This window comes from Fischerella sp. PCC 9605 (assembly GCF_000517105.1).
Classification (GTDB): domain Bacteria; phylum Cyanobacteriota; class Cyanobacteriia; order Cyanobacteriales; family Nostocaceae; genus PCC9605.
Genome location: NZ_KI912148.1, coordinates 1190038 through 1207593, shown reverse-complemented (window position 1 = coordinate 1207593; position 17556 = coordinate 1190038). Strand labels below are relative to the sequence as shown.

Here is a 17556-nt window from a genome sequence, read left to right as displayed (position 1 = left end):
AGTAAACTGTAATATATCTTACCCATATACAGTCACGGCAAAAGGCAAAGGGCATCGGTCATAGAGCATTGGGCATCGGGCAATGGGTATATAAATAGATCCAATCCCAAATCCCCAATTCTCAATTTCCAATTTTGGTATAGGCAGTTTATGAAGTCTACTTTGTCAACTCACGCCAAGTTCGAGAACCTACTATTCCATCCGCCACTAAATTCCGTTGGTTCTGAAAGGACTTGATAGCAGTCTCTGTCAGCGCACCAAAATTTCCATCGATACGGACAGAGTAGCGATTACACAATAACAATTTTTGCAACACACGAACAGCATCACCTGAATCACCAAAACGCAGTGTTGGTAGGCTTGGATTGGAGACAGCTTGCATGCTCAGAGATTGTGGTTGATTTGGAGTTTCTTCCATACGTGCTCTTTATAAAATTGTTTTCTTTTGATTTCAACCGTATTCTGGATTTTCAATTGTTGGTTATTGATAGCTGATAGTTGTTGGGAATAAATACCAATTAACAATCAACAACCAATCAATAACAATTACCCCATGCCATCAATGATTGGATGGAAGTAGAAAGCAAACCCTAAGAGTGTATAAGCAGCTAAAAGTAATGTGCCTTCTAGCCAATTCGATTTACCATCTGAACTGATAGTATTCGCAATTAACACCGATACAGCCACAGCCACTAATTCAAAGGGACTAAAATCTAAATCCATCGGTTGACCGAAAAACCTCCCCGCTATTACTAACACAGGAGCTACAAACAGAGCAATCTGCATACTTGATCCCACAGCAACGGAAAGGGAGAGATCCATCTTATCTTTCATTGCCACAGTCACAGCTGTTGTGTGTTCAGCAGCATTGCCAATGATAGGCACAAGAATCACTCCTGTAAATAATGCGGTCAAACCTAGCTGGGATGTGGCTGCTTCCAAAGAATCCACGAGTAGTTCTGACTCGAATGCTACTAGGAGGGTACATAGTAGCAATACCCCAGTCCACAACCCAACATTAGGCTTGCTATGAGAAGTTTCTAAAACCTCTGTCTCTGCTATACCTACCTCATAAAGATAGGAGTGGGTTTTCATAGAAAATAACAGTGTCAGGGCGTAGACGAGGATTAATACTACAGCCACTGCCAAAGAAAAATTTTGCAGGGTTTTTTCGCTAATTCCTGAAGAGGTAAAGTCCATTGCTGTTGGTAACAAAATGGCAATTACCGCCAAATTCATAGCAGCAGCATTCATCCGTGCCACTATCGGTTGAAATGTCTGTTCTTTATGGCGCAGGCCGCCTAACAGCATGGCCAGACCCATGACTAGTAGCAAATTACTGATAATCGAGCCAGTGATACTGGCTTTGACCACATTTACTAACCCAGATCTGAGGGCAATGAGGGCAATAATTAGTTCTGTAGCATTCCCAAAAGTAGCGTTTAAAAATCCTCCGAGTGTAGGACCAACTACTACAGCTATTTCTTCTGTGGCTATACCCATCCAAGCTGCTAAGGGCAGAATTGCTAAGCCAGCGGTAGTGAAAACTATTAAATCTCCCCACTCTAAAAAGTGAGCCAGCACAGAAACTGGAATAAACAGTAATAGAACTAAAAAGAGAATGTTTTTACCTGACATTAATCAATGGTTAATAGTTAATGGTTAATAGTTAATGGTCAACGGTCAATAGACAATGGTCAATAGCCTTCTGCTTTTACTGGTGAATATGGACTAAATTAAGCCAAAATCTCACAGATAAAAGCAATTAGTACGTGATTATGCAACCAGACTTCAGAATAATCGTAACCATATGGTTTAACGCTTCCGAGTTTTTACTGTTTCCCTTCAGGCAGCAACATTTGTAAAATAAATTATAGTTTTACGGAGATTTTGCAACTTTTCTTTGCAATTGTTTTTGAAAATTCCGTACATTCTACATCAAAAATCATGTTTAATATATTAAAAGACAATTAAATTTCTTCGCACTGCCAATGAGAAAACCTCTCACAGAGGCTTTTTCAGTGGCTGTTTTATTCCTGAATTCGGGGATAGGGCTGCTTGATAACGCAGATTACCCACAATATTCAGATAGCTATTTTGAATTTGCATCTCTCTCATTGCTTTTGTTTACGCTAACATTTGTAGAAATGCCGCTGTAAAGGTTAGACGGATATATTTATCAGCGCAACTGCAAGTATCTTTGATTTTGGATAACACTACATGACTTCTGCTGCTGAACGGCCAGCCATGTCTGGCTCAAATTTGACATCGCCAGAAAATTCCACAAACACCAAAATGCACGATCCCTCGATCGCGGCAACGGGTGTTTATGTCACGGTACACGGTCATTTTTACCAACCGCCAAGGGAAAATCCATATTTGGATGCGATTGAACGCCAACCGGGCGCAGCACCGTTTCATGATTGGAATGAGCGAATTCACCACGAATGCTATCGCCCAAATGCGTTCGCCAGGGTATTAAATGACCGAGGCGAAGTGGTGGGGATCGTGAATAATTATGAGTATTTGAGCTTTAATATTGGCCCAACGCTGATGTCATGGCTGGAACGCCACGATGTAGAGGTTTATCAACGAATTTTGGAGGCAGATCGTAAATCTTGTCAGCGTTTGCATGGTCACGGCAATGCGATCGCGCAAGTATACAACCATATCATCATGCCTCTTGCCAACGAACGGGATCAATATACGCAGATTCGCTGGGGCAAAGCAGACTTCCGATCCCGCTTTAAACGCGATCCCGAAGGTATGTGGCTGGCAGAAACTGCGGTAGATTACCCAACTCTGGAAGCTTTGGTAAAAGAAGGCATTCGCTTTATTGTTTTGGCACCTTCGCAAGCACAGCGTTGCCGTCTCCTACCTACCAAAGATAATCCCCATCCACAATGGCACGAAGTTGGTGGTAATCAGATCGATCCCACACGTCCCTATCGCTGTTACCTCAAACCAACACTCAGCACTGCTTCTTCTCCTTTAAGTACGGTTTCTTTGTCTCCCAGAGATGGCGATCAAGGATCGGGGATCGGGGATCGGGAGATAGAAAATCCCACTTCCCAATCACCAATCCCCGATCGCCAATCTCTTCCCTACATTGATATCTTTTTCTACGATGGCCCCATCTCGCGAGACATGGGCTTTAGCGATGTCCTCTACAGTTCTAGCCACTTGGCGGGACGCATCGGTTCGGCAGTGCGTGGGGATCATCGTCCTGCCCAGTTAATTTCTGTGGCGACAGATGGAGAAACCTTTGGACACCACAAGGGCGGAACTGAGAAAACTCTGGCATTTGCCTTTACAAAAGAGTTTGCCCACCGGGGTTGGACAGTCACGAACTTTGCCCATTATCTCAGCATCAATCCTCCCACTTGGGAAGTGGAATTAAAGCCAGTTACTGCGTGGAGTTGTGCCCACGGTGTTGACAGATGGCAAGATGATTGTGGTTGCGGTGGTGGCGGTGAGTGGCATCAACAATGGCGTCGCCCGTTGCGAAATGCCCTGAATTGGTTGCGCGATCGCTTAGTTGAAGTGTACGAAGAACACGGTAGACAGTTTTTCTGCGATCCTTGGCTAGCACGAGATGAGTATATCAAGGTAATTCTGGATCGTTCTCCTGCCAATGTTCACCGCTTCCTCAGTCGTCATCAAACCCACAAACTCACAGATGCAGAACAAGTAGACGCTTTGCGCCTATTGGAAATGCAGCGTCACGCTTTGCTGATGTTCACTAGTTGCGGTTGGTTTTTTGAAGAAATATCCCGCCCAGAGGGAACGCAGGTTCTGCGCTATGCCGCCCGGGCTTTGGAACTGGCGGGAGATGTGGCAGGCGTGCAGTTAGAAAAAGGCTTCCTGAAACGCCTTGCTATTGCTCCCAGTAATGTTGATATCTTTAAACACGGCGCAGAAGTTTATCGGCAACTGGTGGCGACTTCGCAGCTCACTTTTAAGCAAGTTGCTGCACATCACGCGATCGCTTCACTGTTTAACAATCACAAAGGCGAAACGCGCAATGGTGGATCTGCCAATAACTGTACTGTCAGACATTCCCATCCCTATCAAAAGCGTGCTTATTGCTACGACGTTCACGAGTTAGATTACCACCTGCAACGTCTGGGATCTTTAACACTGGCAGTGGGACACTTAAAGTTGATCTCAGAAATCACTTGGGAAAGTGAACATTTGGTGTTTGCAGTCCTGCATTTAGGAGGTTGGGATTTCCACTGTTGCATTCAACCTTTCGAGGGAAGGCGCACTTACAGCCAACAGAAAGAAAAACTATTAGCATCACTGCAAACAGCCAGTGCAGCTAACACTATCTTGACGATGATGCAATTATTTGGGGATCAAGCATTTAACTTAGAGAATCTCTTCGCTGAGGAACGTCACCGCTTGATGCGATTGCTAAGTCAAGAAACACTGACACGCTTAGACCAACTATATACCCAGACTTATAGAGATAATTATGGTGTGTTGATGGCATTCCACCGGGATGGACTAGCAGCACCGCAAGAGTTGCAAGTAGCAGCGGAGATTGCTTTGAGTTATCGGTGTATGACGACATTGCGTGCCTTAGAGCAAGATATCAGCGAACCGCAACTGACTGTAAGTCATATCCTCGAATTAAAGGCGATCGCTAGCGAAGCCAAACACCTGCGCTGCCGGTTAAATATCCCTGAAGGCAAGCAGATGTTAGAACAGTTAATTTTGCGATCGCTTTGGCAATTGTTACACGATGTTAATGGTACATTTGATGCAGAGATGCAACGCTTGGAAAGCTTGATTGATGTCGCATATCAGCTAGATGTTGGCATAACCTTGGATCGCTCCCAGGAACTATACTTTAGTTGTTTATACAATAAGATTTTGCCCCAATGTCAGATGGCGATCGCCAATGGCGAGGATACAACTAGATACCGTCATTTGTTGAAATTAGGACAAAGGTTAGCTGTTGATGTTAGTTATTGGTCGAGTCAAATAGGGTAGGCCTGTTGAGGTGCGAATTAAGATTTTGCTTGGTGTCTTGGTGCCTTTGTGGTTTAAATTTTCACCACTAAGACACAAAGACACAAAGGTAAAAATAACTCGACGTACGGGCAGGTTTTCAAAATCTGCCTGTGTTTCCCTATTTCTTATTTTGGAGAGCGATCGCAATGGTAAGGATAAAGCCACTCACATTTGAAAAGTCCGCGAGTGTGTTTCTCAAAAAAAGGCCCTGCGTGGCGACTTTTGGATATATTGATCCCAGCTTTGGTTTTGATTTCATACAACCACGGAAAAGCTGCTATTAAAACAGCCATAAAAATCAAGCTGCCAAAGATAAGCTTCAGACTAACTTTAGTGAAGTTTAGGGGGTTGCTATTTAACTTGTTCGGCATAAAAGTCAGAAACTAACAATCTATCCTAATCTAAAGTGCAAAATAACGCCTAGAGCGGGGATCGATGTGGTCTGTTTTCTTTTGGTTACAAGTCAGACAGAGGGTTTGTAGGTTGCTGATGTCGTTTGTCTCGCCACTTGAAAGTTGATTTGCTGCCTGTACAAGAAGTTTAAGAGAACTATTACGAGTCTGAAAGCTGATAAGCAACTCGAACAGCTTGCTAGAAAAGCAGGTACGGCTTTCTAGAATATACCCAATACTTCTAACCTCGTGCCTATGGCATTTCAAGCTGGAGATACGAAGGCTAAAAAATCTGACAAGTCTGTGGCGACAGTTATTTCTGCACGTGAACGAGTTGAAAATACTGATTATTTTGATCAAATGTGCAGTGCTGCCGCACAATATTTGAAAGACGAACGTGAAAACGATGAAGATGATGTTAATTCATCGATCGCAACTTTAGAAGAAGAAAAAAAACGGCACGATAGCCAAATCCAGCGTTTTTTAAACTTTTTAGATGATGAAGCATTGTCACGAGTCCGATTAACAATTAGCTTTCGGATTGATGAAGATAAGGACAAGAGCGGCGATGCTTATGTTTATGCAGCTGCCCAAACCTTGGAAGCCATACTAGGTCAAGATACCCCTATCCGAATGCAGGGACTTATTCTAGAAAACCTAGCGAAACAACCCAAAAATTGCTTTTTACATACATGTATAGGAGAAATTACAGGGATTAGCTTTATCGATTCCACCCCAATTAATGTTTGTCATAACTGTAGAGTACATTCTCACAAGATATTTAAAGGATTAGTAAAATGGGGCAAAAATTCAGCTTTGCTGGCCTGCGTGGATTTAAACTGCATTTGATTATTAATGATTGTGGAGAATTACTCGCCTTTTCACTAACTCCAGCTCATGTGGATGACCGCAAACCAGTTCCAGACATGACTAAAGACCTAATTGGTAAACTATTTGGTGATAGAGGATATATTTCTCAAAAATTATTTGAGGAGTTATATGAGCGAGGTTTGCAGTTAGTAACTAAATATAAAAAGAAAATGAAAAATCGTTTGATCAAACTGATTGATAAAATTCTGTTACGTAAACGTGCGCTTAAGCGAGTCGGTCTATGACCATCTCAAAAATATTTGTCAAATCGAACCAGATCGTCATCGTAGTCCATTTAACTTTTTGGTGAATTTAATGGCTGGTGAGCGCGGCTTATACCTATTTGCCCAAAAAACCTGCCATTGACATTTACCCAAAAGATTTGCCTGCTCTACCTCCTGCCTTTTTTAGTCCCGTCGAACTCACGTTAATAGTCATTTTTTTTAAGTGTATTTAAAAATAAATAATTTTTTAACAAAAAATCAGCAGATAAACTGGTTAACCAGTCTATCTGCTGGTAATAAATAGATTGTCAAATTATTTAAGCTTGTTCAATAATAGGACAAATTGTTTGCTCAGAACTTTCAGGTATTGTTTCCCACCCAGAAAGTAGCCCTTCTAACTCTAATTTCAGAATGAGAAGTTGCTGGATTTGTTCATCGATAGCTACCAGCTTATCTTGCAGCTTAGCTTTGACATGTTCGCAGGGTAATTCTCCTTGGTCGTGAACATTCAAAAATTCTTTAATTTCTAATAGAGTCAAACCAAGACTTTGGGCGCGTTTAATAAAGTTCAAGCGAGACAAAGTATCCGAATCAAACAATCTAAATCCACCCTCGGTTCTCCCTGATGCTTTGAGTAGACCGAGTTCTTCATAGTAGCGAATGGTTTTAATTGGTACGCCACTTTCTTTAGCTACTGTACCGATTTGTTTTAGCTGTTCTTGGACTAACATATTTAGTATTTGGTTAGATAATTTTCCTTAATTTCTTATCAACGACAGAGTGAACTAGAGAATTAAACGGGGTTCGCCTTAGTTGCGATTCCTTTGTACATATACCCAGCAATTTTTGGTATTTTCTCGGCGTGAAACTCTTCCAAGCTCACAGTATCAAAGTGCTTCTCAACAAGTTGCCGAATATTGCGATTAAAATGACATCCATCTGCAATTATTTTTTGCAATGGAGTTAGTCGGTTTTGCCAAACTTGAACCTTAGGCTCATTACTTAGTCCATGTTCAATAAAAAAGAATCGTCCTCCTGGTTTCAATACCCGGTAAATTTCTTTGAGGGCTTGTTCAACATTTGCAATGCTACATAACGTCCAAGTACTCACTACGCTGTCAAAGGTATTATCTGCCATTGGTAAGTTTTCACCATTTAGCACCCGATGGTCTACAGTAATTGAGGATGCCTGAATACGCTTTTGGGCTAAGGTTTGAACGCCAGGGTTTGCATCAACTGTGAGAATTTTGTGAATATGTTCAGGGTAGTAAGAAAGATTCAACCCTGTTCCAAAACCAATTTCTAAAACATCTCCTTCCACACCTGCTAAAACCTCTTGACGGTATTTAGCGAGATTTGAATCGGATAGTGACCAATCAAGAAGATAGGGAAGGATTCTTTCTGAGTAAAATCCCATTTCTTCCTCCTATCAAAGTGTAAAATCTGAATTTACCGACCTTTTGATCATAGACTCTCCAGCCTACTGGAGAGTCAAGATATAAAAGCATAGTCTGATGAGAGTGATGTCGCTAGCAGCGATCGCCACATCTGTACCAGTACCACTTTTTCATCTGAATAGTTATTTCTGCCACCTGCACCAGTTCAACCTCATGCGACTGAATAGCCAGCAGTTGTAATTGCTTCCTTAACAGCTGCTTGGGATGCCTGTGTTTCGATGCTAACTAGCTTCGTTTGCGGATCGGCTTGAACCGTAGCGTTAGGATCAACTGCTTGGATGGCTTTTACGATCGCTTCTCCACAAGCTGAACAAGCCATGTTCGGAACTTTTAGTTGTAGCGTCATGTTTCAATCCTCCCTTTATGAAGTAATTCCATTCTGAAATCTCCAGTAAACTGGAGAGTCAAGTGGGAGTGGGAAAAATTTGTGACTTTATCTTACCTGCATAGCAAGTCAATCAACGATTGCACCAATACTGGTACACCGCTTCGGCTTCAACCTTATGATCGAGATGCCATCTTCGGATAGACGATATATCGTAATACCCTATTTTCGTTGTTTCGTGAGACTCTTGCAGCGTTCCACCGACAACCGTGCAATAAAACTGTAGATGGTAGGTGGTGTGAGGCAGACCAAAATCACCCGGCATTCGCGAACTAAGACGAATCAACGACCCGACTTCCACGATCAAGCCTGTTTCTTCGAGCACTTCGCGCATAAGCGACTGCTGTGGCGTTTCTCGAACTTCAGCCCAACCACATGGCAAACACCATGTGCGATCGTCGGTACGTTGAACCAACAACAATTGGCCACGCTCGTTTAGTATTGAGGCGGATACACCGACCTTCGGCGTAATGTAGCCAAGCTCAGCGCGAAAGCGCTTCTCTATTTCTGAACTAGGGAGGGAACACAGCGCTTCATACTGTGCCGAAGCAAGACCAAGAAGGCGCTCGTAGCGCTCACGATCGTAAACGTCTTTTGAATAGTTCAATCCAAGCTGTGCAATTGCCCGCAGCTCATCTAGCAACTCAATAATACTTAAGGAGCGATCGCTAGCCACAAGGGGTAGCCTCAACTATTGATTTAACAGCAACTTTGCGGCCTAATTTTAGCAGTTTAGTGGTTAAACCAATAAAGTGTTGACTGAAATATTGTAAATCACTCCTAGAAAAAAGAGTTTGGCTAAAATTTAGAATTTTTGCTGCTTTTTTACCCGTTGCTGAATGAAGGGATGATATCATTGATGTAGGTACAATTTGATACTTCAAGTAGTGAAGTAATAATTTAAGTGAGTATCGAGCGCATTTCTTCGGTCTTAGAAGAGCATAAAGTTTTTCGGTGAAGGCGTGCAAGATAATGACGCAATCGGGTGTTTTCATTTTCCACTCGCGTCATATATGTTTGACTGATAATTTGGTCTCCATCAGGGATAAAACTTGGGTAAACTTTCCAGCCATCGGTAAGATAAAAATAACTTTTCCACTGTTTAACAATTTCCCACAATGGCTCAAACGTTTCAGCACTGTGGTCTCCTAAAACCCACGCTAAAATACCTTGACTAAAATGATTTAGTGCTGTCCACAACCAAATTTTGTTTTTTTGAACCGATGAATGTCTCTAATTCGTCTAGTTCTCCAACCTTTGGAACTATATCTTCTTTTGGTACATCCGGCAGTTTTTCTCCCAATTGTTTAATCCAATAAATGATGCTAGTATGATGCACACCTTTGACTCGTTCAATCGCGCGAAAACCCATACCGTTGAGGTACATTTTTACGCATTCTTTTTTGATCTCTTCTGAATATCCTTTCGGCGGATCGTACAGGTCGAGCAACTGGCGGTCGCATTTGATACAAATTTGCCCGCAGCTTACCTCTACGCTTTCCGTTCTTACGAATTTCCCTAGACCCACACTATGGACATTCCACAGTAGATCACCTCAATTCATCCCTCTATTATGCAACGCCCTTTTTTAATAGTTGTTTGATTGTGCGATCGCAGCTTACCTAATCAGTAGAGAGTAAAGGCGGTGCATTAAACTGCGATCAAGAATTTTGGTTTACTTTGTCAACAGCAATGAGTTTCTGTTTCAGCATCACCTTTATCTCTCTTGTTTACTTAAGCGCTGATTGACACAGTAGTAGGTATACGCCTGCACTCAACTGAGAACTGCTATGGTGGTGATGTTATTATCCTGCACTACGGCCGATAATTCCCAGTTGGCGATCGACAATGTTCTCGTCTTGATCCTCAGCGAAAGGTTCTGGAATTGGTGCATCAACATTGTCAGAATCATGACGAGAGTCATTCAAATCTTGTTGTTCACCAGATTGATTTAAATCTGGTTGTTGAACCTTAGGAGTACCAATAGCAGAATTATCTAAGCCAGAAGTATCAGGCCCTGCATCTACAGTAATTTCTCCACTACCATTCTCTGAAGACCCTGGTGTGCTGGGATCGTGATATTGTTTGGGATTCATTTTGTTTCTCCAATTCCAATTACAAACAACAAACAAAAACATTTCTACCCACAATATTTTTTGTAGGTTTGTAACAATTTTTGAAATTGAATTGAAGTTCTACATCAACCTTGAGTGATAAACTTAAAGTTCAAAAACTAATGCTGTTGCAGTAGAAGTTCCCAAGTTGCGCCACCAACTACACCGTCAGGTTTAATATCGTAGCGGCTTTGTAAGTCTTTCACCGCTGTTTCGGTTTCCTTGCCAAAGTTGCCATCAGCATTAATTCTGAAGTAACCAAGTTTTCGCAGTTTTTGCTGCAATTTTGCAACTTCAGAACCGCGCATTCCTAAACGTAAAATCGGCAATCCTCGCGAGGTGTATTGAACACCAGGAATTTCTTGAGTGCGCGTAGTTTGTTGCGTACGTGTGGTTTGTTGAGTGCGTACAGACGATGAGCGTGTTACAGGCTTGTTTTGAGAATTAGCAGGTGTAGCTTGCCTAGGAGGTGTTGCGGGTGTAGGCTCAGGAGGAGTAGCAATTATTGGGGAGTTGTTCCCTATCTGAGTTAAAACAGGTGTAGAGTTATTCCCAATTTGAGAGGGAACAGGAAAGCTACTGGCGGAATTTGTGGCAGAAGGAGTAGGAGATGAAGATGCGATCGCTTCGCCTGGAAAAAGTTTTTGCCAAGTAGTTGCATCAACAATGCCATTTGCACTTAAGCCTGCTGCTTGTTGAAACTGAGAAACAGCTTTGGCTGTTGTTTCATTATATACTCCGTCTACTGTACCCGTATAAAAGCCCAAAAGTTTCAACGCTGCTTGAAGTTCTGATACAGTTTGCCCTTGACTACCTGGTGTAAGAGTGGGACGGTTGATGCTAGCTTGTGCAATTACTTGGGCAATTTGTTGTGAAGGTGCTGCAACTGATACTAAAGCAGAGGAGCAAAGAAGCAGAGGTACAGGGGAAAATAACAGTATTTTCATCGCCAATAATGATTTATACCTCTGTTTCCTTTCCCACATACAGCATATCGATGGGTTTAGTACACTAGAGTAACCCAAGATACTAGTTTTATTGCTGCTTTTCATTGGAATTTGCCCCTGGTAAAGTTTATGGTAATACTCTTATGGCAAAAGGGTGTAAAAAGCAATCAGTAAGTGGTCTTTTAAAGTTGATATCAGGAAGAAATTGCACTCTTAATCGCTTCCTCTTGACCGACCAGAGATACATAAGGTTCCTGTAAATATCGACAAGCTACTGTCATTGCATCAGCAATACTAACATTCGCAATCAATTCTTGAAATTCTCGATCAAATTCAATTCCTAGCCCTAAAATTTCATACCATCCATATAGCTGAGCAAGTTGACCGTTAGTTTGTTTACCCAAGGCGTATTGTCCTAGTATTTTGTTCTTGGCTGCCTGTAGTGCTACTTCTGCAAGTGGGGTGGTAGATAGTAAATCAACTTCTTTTTGCAGTCCAGCAAGGGCTATTTGAGTATTTTCTGGGGCGGTACCCATGTAAACTACAAAGGTCGCGGGAAAAAGCCGTGTAGGATAAAACGCGGATACTTCGTAAGCTAAACCCCGCTTTTCACGTAGTTCTACAAATAATCGACTGGAAAGCCCATTTCCCAAGTATGTAGATAGCAATTTCAAGGCTGCGTAGTTAGTAGAGTGCACTGCTACTCCGAGATAACCCAGCATGACGATTGATTGCTGCGTCTGCTGGGGTACGATCGCCACTTGCGGTTGCACGGTGAGATTTGGTAAATTTAGTGTGGGCAGTGGAGTATCAACAGGCGCTTGCCAATCACCAAATACTTTTTCTACCACTGCTACAGCAGCATCTGGTGTAATTCGACCAGCAATACTAATTACTAGATTATCTGGACGGAAATAGGTTTGGTGAAACCGCTCTAAGTCCATACGAGTTATGTGGCTCATGGTTGATTCATCTCCTAACGCTGAGGTTGCATAGGGATGATCTTGATACACGATCTGCCGCAGTTGGTCGAAAGCGATGCTAAATGGATGTTCTTTTTGCGAACGAATATCTTGTAAGGCAATGCGTCGTTCTAGTTCAACTTCGGCTTCTGGAAATGTGGGCGATCGCAAAATCTGCCCTGCCAATGCTAAAATTTCTGCAAAATCTGATGTTACCGTCTTTAAAGACAGCAAAAAATAATCGGTAGCTGTATCTGCACCTAAACTTGCTCCTACAGACTCTATGCGTTCAGCTATTTCCAAACTCGAAAGTCCATCACATCCCTTTGTCAACACAGCAGACAGCAAATGTGCTAATCCAGCTTTATCTCGGCTTTCGTAACAACTACCAGCACGGATAAAAATCCGCGCTGCGATGATATCTGCTGTCGGATTTTCTGACAGGAGTACCACTATGCCATTGTTTAATACAGTGCGATGGATATGGGATTTTTGTAAGGAGGTTGTCATTTGTCATTTATCCTTTGTCATTTGTCCTACCCTGGGGGAAGTCGAAGAAGGCGCGTCTATGTCATTAATCCTTTGTCATTTGTCCTTTGTCCTTTGTCCTTTACTAATGACCAATGACCAATGACTAATGACCAATGACTAATGACTAATGACTAACAAGGTTTAAGTACCGTAACCACGTAATGGTTGGGTGAAAGATGCTCTTTTGCTAATTCTTGCAGTTGTTGGGTATCAAAAGACTTAATTTTTTCTGTATATGTCACTGCTAGTTCTGCTTGAGCAATGGTGTTATAGTATCCGTAAAGTCCAGCAAGCTGATTTGGCGTTTCTGTAGAAAATGCAAAATCATTACATAATAATCGTTGGCAACGAGCTAATTCCTGTTCACTGATGCCATAGGTGAGTAAATCATCCAAGTGGTGGCGGATTAAGGACTCGACGCGTTCAAGATTTTCTGGCTCCAACCAAGCAGTAATTGTAAATAAACTTGAATCTCTTTGTAGGGAAAAATTACTGCATATTCCCTGCACTAGTTGTTGTTCTTCTCGCAAGTCACGTACTAAGCGTGATGTTCGTCCTTCTGCAAGTAATACTGAGAGCAAATCTAAACCATAGGCGTTGCGGAGTTGTTCAACTCCTGGCCCAATCCACGCCATTAATAACCGTGCTTGTTCCAGCCGTGGTAAATCCAATTGTTGACGACGAATTCCTGCTATAATTGGTTCTGCAATTTCTGGAACTTGCGGACAGTCACAGCAGCGATCGCCAAAATTCTGAAATGTACTGCTGACTAACTCTAAAGCAGATTCCTCGGCAATTCCCCCAACAACTACTACCGTCATATTTTCTGGTTGGTAATGATTGCGGTGAAAGCAGCGCATTGCTTCCGGTGACTGCTGCATGAGTTCTCGTTGTGTTCCCAACACAGGACGTCCGTAAGGATGGTGCTGATATATGCTTTGGATGAGTGCTTGAAATCCTATCCAGTCCGGATCGTCTTGTGCTTGGCGGATTTCTTCTATGACTACATCTCGTTCGCACAAGAATTCATCTTCTGGTATAGCCGCATTCTGCAACAGTTCCGCCAGGTAAGGCAGAGTATCTTCTAGGAAAGGAGAAGCTGTAGTGATACAGTAATGGGCGTAGTCATAGCTAGTAGCTGCATTCGTCACCCCACCCCTGTTTTCAATTTTTTGATCGAAGACTCCCGGCGCAAGTTTTGCAGTCCCCTTAAATATCATATGTTCTAAAAAGTGAGCCATGCCGAACCAAGGTTCTGGTTCAACTCTTGCACCAGCACGCACCCAAACATCAGCCACAACTACAGGAGTAGTGGGAATTTCTTGATGAATAAATGTCAACCCATTATCTAATTTAAAGATCGAGGCTGAAAACACGGTATTAATGAATTTTTGTAACAATATTTTTGGAGCTTTAACCACAATTTATCGCAATCTTGGGATCTTAACTCTTGTTTCTCAACAATTTAGAATCAATTGATACAGAAAGGGGTATTGGGGATCGGGGATTGGAGATTGGGGATTGGGTAAAGGAATTTATTAACCTTTCGCCTTTCCCCTTTTCCCCTTCCCCCTGTTGTTTTTCCGATGTCCCATGCCCGATGCCCCAAGTGCCTAGTTCCTAGTCACTTATCCCCTATCACCTATTTATTCATTCTGCCTCTACCTAATAATTAAAGCTCCCAAGTCTTAATTGACTGAGGGAGCTAATAGTTTTAATTCACCGCAACGCCGTTTTACCTAAGTTTTTGACCTGGATAAACCAGGTGGGCACCGATGCTTCCCGTTTAAAGTTTCCGGGTACATGCCCGGTCTACTGCCACGAAAACTGCTTGGTTCCCTTAACTTTCAAGTCATAGATCACAAAACTTGTTGGCAGTCACCAACGTCGCAGTGCAATTAATCTGATTATAGCTTTTAAAATAATTTTGTGGGTATTGAATTTGATTTTTTTGGTGAATTTAATTGGGATACCAAATGTTTTCTATAGTGTGGGCGATCGCCATTGCTTGATCCCAGTTTTGATTACTTAACAATACCGTAACATGTCCCAATTTTCGACCGGGACGCGATTCGGTTTTACCGTACCAATGGATGTGAGCTTGAGGGATTTGTTCCAGTTGTTGGCGTTTAGCAATATAATTGCTTTGGGATTTTTCGTAGCCTAACAAGTTTACCATAATAGCACATGGACAAAGCAAATTTGGGTTTCCCAAAGGTAAGCCACAAACTGCTCTCAAATGCTGCTCAAATTGAGATATTTCGCAAGCATCGAGAGAAAAATGTCCAGAATTGTGAGTCCGGGGTGCAATTTCATTCACCAATACTCGATCGTCGGCAGTAATAAATAGTTCAATGCCAAAAATTCCTACAGCTTCTAGGCTATTGAGAAGGGTACGAGCAATCTTCTCAACTTCTGCTGCTACTTGTGGTGAAATATTAGCTGGGGCAATTACCCGTCGACATACTTGTTCTTCTTGTTGAGTTTCTACAATTGGATAAATCACCACTTCCCCATGCACAGAACGCGCTGCAATTACCGCCACCTCCCGTGCAAATGGGATAAATTCTTCTAATAAAAAAGCTGGATGAGATAAGATAGATTTTTTAGCGATCGCAGATTCTAATTTTTGCCGTAGAGTCTCTATATCATTAACAATAAAGGTACCTTGACCATCATAACCATGACGGCGAGCTTTTAAAACAAGAGGAAAATCTAATTCTATAATTTGTGAAAATTTAGAAATATTTTCATTTTCAATTCCTAATTCTTGGCTGCAAACTCCTAGCTCTTGAGTTCCATCTTTGGTATTCTCTTTTAAAACTCCATCAATGTCAAAAAACTGGGGAACAGGTAAGCCTAAATCACGCAAATAACAGCGTTGATGATATTTATCTAAAAGCGGAGCTAATGATTCTAAACTTGGGCGGAAGCAAACACCTTTTTTTGCCAACAGCGATAAAGCTTCAAGGTTAACAAACTCGTTTTCAAAAGTGATGATATCGCATTTTGTGGCTAATATTTCTGTAGCCGCTGCGTCATCAACTGAAGCGAAAACAGTCTCATGAGCGATCGCAACAGCAGGATCGTTAGGGCTAGGAGTTTGCACTACCAATTCTATCCCTAACTTATTTGCTGCCCCTGCCATCATCCAGGCAAGTTGTCCGCCACCAATTACACCAACACGCTTCATTTGCACCTTAAAGAGTCACGAGTTTTTACGCCTGTTTGAGAATTTCCACCAATTGCTTTTGCACTTAGTTGTTTAATTTGCATCACCAGTAAAATTATTTGCTCTCATTCTTCTTTGTTACATACTAGCGGATAGCGCAGCCTGGTAGTGGTGGTATCACCCAAAAAATCAGCTTACCACCACTTTAGTAATAGACTCCGTGCGATCGCCCAAATTAATTAGATAAAAGTATTCTGTATTTATCTGTATTTATCTGTGTACTGAGTATTGGTGATGAGAGAGAAATGATTTTGATAGAGCGATCGCACCCCATCGCCCCTAAGCGCCCCTAGTCGCCCCAAAGTGAGGAGCTTTGTATCGGATAATCATCTCAATTTACTTATCACCACGGCAGACGTGACAAAGCCTTTTCCTCGGACTTCTCACCTCTCTGCCGCATTTTGGACAAGTACGCTTTGGTGTACGACTACGCGTCGGAGAATTGATAATCAATGGATTTAGAGCCGACAATCCACACCCAATATGAAGTTCTCCAGGACGCATCGTCTTACCACAAATCTTACACTTTTTCATCGCACCCTCTCATTTTAAGTGGTCTGGAAGACACACCCAGACCTATCTTCTATTTTGATGCTGTTTCCATCTTCTTTCCAGAATGTACTAATAGAATTGTTTTGATTTTGCAATATCCTGTGACTTTAATATGTCAACTGAATTAGACTAAAAGTGGGTTAGCAAAGACGAACGTTCATAAATTTCCGCGACTGTCAATCTCAGTTTTCACCGTGTTCAATTCAAATTGCTGATAATAATCAATCGCGTTAAACTCTGATGAAGCTTAAATGAGATTCAAAGACCCAAACCTTCATTTTGACAGGATTAGACCGCGTGTGTGGTATATTTGCCAGATGATTTGATTTCTCTGACTTTCTAAATAGTCCGGTAGTGGGAGATGAGTATATTCATATAGAAAATGGCAGGGGAGTATCCGGATTTTAAGCGTTGAAAAAGGCAGGTTTCAAATGGCTACTTACATTCTTTTGAGTAACTTGACCGATGAGGGTGCCAAAACCATTAAAACTCACCCAAGCCGCATTCAAGAAGTTAACAAGGAATTTGAAGCAATGGGGGTGAAAGTTATATCTCAGTACGCTGTGTTAGGTCCCTACGATTTCGTAAATATTGTGGAAGGGCCAGATAACCAGACAATGGCTCGCGTAGCAGCTGAGTTATCGTCGCGTGGTAGTGTGAAAGTAATGACTATGACAGCCATTCCCATTGATGATTTCATCAGCAGTTTCCAGTGAAAACATAGATCTTTTTCTACTGCAAAACGCGTACATCTCCCACTGCAACTAATTTTTTAAGCTAAAGTACATTTAATTTGCTCCCTTTAACCTTGCGATCGCTAACCCTCCCTCTCTACCCCTGTCAAGGTGTGAGTCTTGGAAATGTATTTTTC

At 42.0% G+C, this 17556-nt stretch carries 14 protein-coding genes, 1 other RNA gene and 3 pseudogenes; 3 read left to right on the top strand and 15 right to left on the bottom strand.

Going from position 1 to position 17556, the window contains the following annotated elements; translation table 11 throughout:
• Positions 1-157: 157 nt before the first annotated feature.
• On the bottom strand, positions 158-418 hold the full coding sequence (locus FIS9605_RS0107625; protein WP_197036008.1) for a peptidoglycan-binding domain-containing protein: 261 nt from the start codon (positions 416-418) through the stop codon (positions 158-160).
• A gap of 128 nt (positions 419-546) precedes the next feature.
• Positions 547-1638: a calcium/proton exchanger gene (gene cax / locus FIS9605_RS0107620; RefSeq protein ID WP_026732057.1), complete on the bottom strand. Its 1092-nt coding sequence runs from the start codon at positions 1636-1638 to the stop codon at positions 547-549.
• Between the two features lie 582 nt (positions 1639-2220).
• Between cax and FIS9605_RS0107610 the strand changes: the two genes are divergently transcribed.
• On the top strand, positions 2221-4998 hold the full coding sequence (locus FIS9605_RS0107610) for a DUF3536 domain-containing protein (RefSeq protein WP_026732056.1): 2778 nt from the start codon (positions 2221-2223) through the stop codon (positions 4996-4998).
• 146 nt (positions 4999-5144) lie between these two features.
• Here FIS9605_RS0107610 and FIS9605_RS0107605 read toward each other — a convergent pair whose 3' ends face one another.
• Together FIS9605_RS0107605 and FIS9605_RS45035 are read right to left on the bottom strand one after the other, a co-directional pair.
• On the bottom strand, positions 5145-5312 hold the full coding sequence (locus FIS9605_RS0107605) for a hypothetical protein (protein ID WP_442854686.1): 168 nt from the start codon (positions 5310-5312) through the stop codon (positions 5145-5147).
• Between the two features lie 108 nt (positions 5313-5420).
• A pseudogene (locus FIS9605_RS45035) lies at positions 5421-5534 on the bottom strand (HNH endonuclease); the annotation flags it as partial.
• Positions 5535-6089: 555 nt separating this feature from the next.
• Between FIS9605_RS45035 and FIS9605_RS46555 the strand changes: the two are divergent.
• Positions 6090-6738: pseudogene (locus tag FIS9605_RS46555) on the top strand (IS982 family transposase); the annotation flags it as partial.
• 84 nt (positions 6739-6822) lie between these two features.
• On the opposite strand, the gene FIS9605_RS0107590 reads toward FIS9605_RS46555, so the two are convergent.
• The 11 genes and pseudogenes from FIS9605_RS0107590 to FIS9605_RS0107545 all read right to left on the bottom strand — a co-directional run bounded on the left by FIS9605_RS0107590 (position 6823) and on the right by FIS9605_RS0107545 (position 16094).
• Complete coding sequence (locus tag FIS9605_RS0107590; RefSeq protein WP_026732052.1) at positions 6823-7236, bottom strand: heavy metal-responsive transcriptional regulator; 414 nt, start codon at positions 7234-7236, stop codon at positions 6823-6825.
• A 62-nt stretch (positions 7237-7298) separates the two neighbouring features.
• Positions 7299-7922 (bottom strand): class I SAM-dependent methyltransferase, encoded by a 624-nt coding sequence (locus FIS9605_RS0107585; protein WP_026732051.1) that lies wholly within the window; start codon positions 7920-7922, stop codon positions 7299-7301.
• Positions 7923-8113: 191 nt separating this feature from the next.
• Positions 8114-8308: a heavy-metal-associated domain-containing protein gene (locus tag FIS9605_RS0107580; protein ID WP_026732050.1), complete on the bottom strand. Its 195-nt coding sequence runs from the start codon at positions 8306-8308 to the stop codon at positions 8114-8116.
• Positions 8309-8420: 112 nt separating this feature from the next.
• Positions 8421-9023 (bottom strand): NUDIX hydrolase N-terminal domain-containing protein, encoded by a 603-nt coding sequence (locus tag FIS9605_RS36520; protein WP_051469949.1) that lies wholly within the window; start codon positions 9021-9023, stop codon positions 8421-8423.
• Positions 9024-9210: 187 nt separating this feature from the next.
• Positions 9211-9861, bottom strand: a pseudogene (locus FIS9605_RS41755) (IS1 family transposase); the annotation flags it as partial.
• 291 nt (positions 9862-10152) lie between these two features.
• Positions 10153-10443 (bottom strand): hypothetical protein, encoded by a 291-nt coding sequence (locus FIS9605_RS0107565; RefSeq protein ID WP_026732049.1) that lies wholly within the window; start codon positions 10441-10443, stop codon positions 10153-10155.
• 137 nt (positions 10444-10580) lie between these two features.
• Positions 10581-11408, bottom strand: coding sequence for a peptidoglycan-binding domain-containing protein (locus FIS9605_RS0107560; protein ID WP_231510259.1), 828 nt, complete (start codon positions 11406-11408; stop codon positions 10581-10583).
• Positions 11409-11602: 194 nt separating this feature from the next.
• Positions 11603-12880: a M16 family metallopeptidase gene (locus FIS9605_RS0107555; protein ID WP_026732047.1), complete on the bottom strand. Its 1278-nt coding sequence runs from the start codon at positions 12878-12880 to the stop codon at positions 11603-11605.
• A 152-nt stretch (positions 12881-13032) separates the two neighbouring features.
• On the bottom strand, positions 13033-14277 hold the full coding sequence (locus FIS9605_RS0107550; RefSeq protein WP_026732046.1) for a M16 family metallopeptidase: 1245 nt from the start codon (positions 14275-14277) through the stop codon (positions 13033-13035).
• Between the two features lie 339 nt (positions 14278-14616).
• Positions 14617-14800, bottom strand: a non-coding RNA gene (ssrS, locus tag FIS9605_RS40275) — 6S RNA.
• A gap of 61 nt (positions 14801-14861) precedes the next feature.
• A complete protein-coding gene (locus tag FIS9605_RS0107545) occupies positions 14862-16094 on the bottom strand; it encodes a 5-(carboxyamino)imidazole ribonucleotide synthase (RefSeq protein WP_026732045.1) in 1233 nt (410 codons plus the stop codon).
• A 1022-nt stretch (positions 16095-17116) separates the two neighbouring features.
• Between FIS9605_RS0107545 and FIS9605_RS0107535 the strand changes: the two genes are divergently transcribed.
• Complete coding sequence (locus FIS9605_RS0107535) at positions 17117-17401, top strand: GYD domain-containing protein (RefSeq protein ID WP_026732044.1); 285 nt, start codon at positions 17117-17119, stop codon at positions 17399-17401.
• Positions 17402-17556: the final 155 nt, after the last annotated feature.

What these genes read in the sequence shown, in the direction of transcription:
- FIS9605_RS0107555 (WP_026732047.1), bottom strand. Translation starts at nt 12,880, where the DNA reads ATGACAACCTCCTTACAAAAATCCCATATCCATCGCACTGTATTAAAC.
- cax (WP_026732057.1), bottom strand. Translation starts at nt 1,638, where the DNA reads ATGTCAGGTAAAAACATTCTCTTTTTAGTTCTATTACTGTTTATTCCA.
- FIS9605_RS0107585 (WP_026732051.1), bottom strand. Translation starts at nt 7,922, where the DNA reads ATGGGATTTTACTCAGAAAGAATCCTTCCCTATCTTCTTGATTGGTCA.
- FIS9605_RS0107560 (WP_231510259.1), bottom strand. Translation starts at nt 11,408, where the DNA reads ATGAAAATACTGTTATTTTCCCCTGTACCTCTGCTTCTTTGCTCCTCT.
- FIS9605_RS0107565 (WP_026732049.1), bottom strand. Translation starts at nt 10,443, where the DNA reads ATGAATCCCAAACAATATCACGATCCCAGCACACCAGGGTCTTCAGAG.
- FIS9605_RS0107535 (WP_026732044.1), top strand. Translation starts at nt 17,117, where the DNA reads ATGGCTACTTACATTCTTTTGAGTAACTTGACCGATGAGGGTGCCAAA.
- FIS9605_RS0107580 (WP_026732050.1), bottom strand. Translation starts at nt 8,308, where the DNA reads ATGACGCTACAACTAAAAGTTCCGAACATGGCTTGTTCAGCTTGTGGA.
- FIS9605_RS0107625 (WP_197036008.1), bottom strand. Translation starts at nt 418, where the DNA reads ATGGAAGAAACTCCAAATCAACCACAATCTCTGAGCATGCAAGCTGTC.
- FIS9605_RS0107590 (WP_026732052.1), bottom strand. Translation starts at nt 7,236, where the DNA reads ATGTTAGTCCAAGAACAGCTAAAACAAATCGGTACAGTAGCTAAAGAA.
- FIS9605_RS0107610 (WP_026732056.1), top strand. Translation starts at nt 2,221, where the DNA reads ATGACTTCTGCTGCTGAACGGCCAGCCATGTCTGGCTCAAATTTGACA.
- FIS9605_RS0107605 (WP_442854686.1), bottom strand. Translation starts at nt 5,312, where the DNA reads ATGGCTGTTTTAATAGCAGCTTTTCCGTGGTTGTATGAAATCAAAACC.
- FIS9605_RS0107545 (WP_026732045.1), bottom strand. Translation starts at nt 16,094, where the DNA reads ATGAAGCGTGTTGGTGTAATTGGTGGCGGACAACTTGCCTGGATGATG.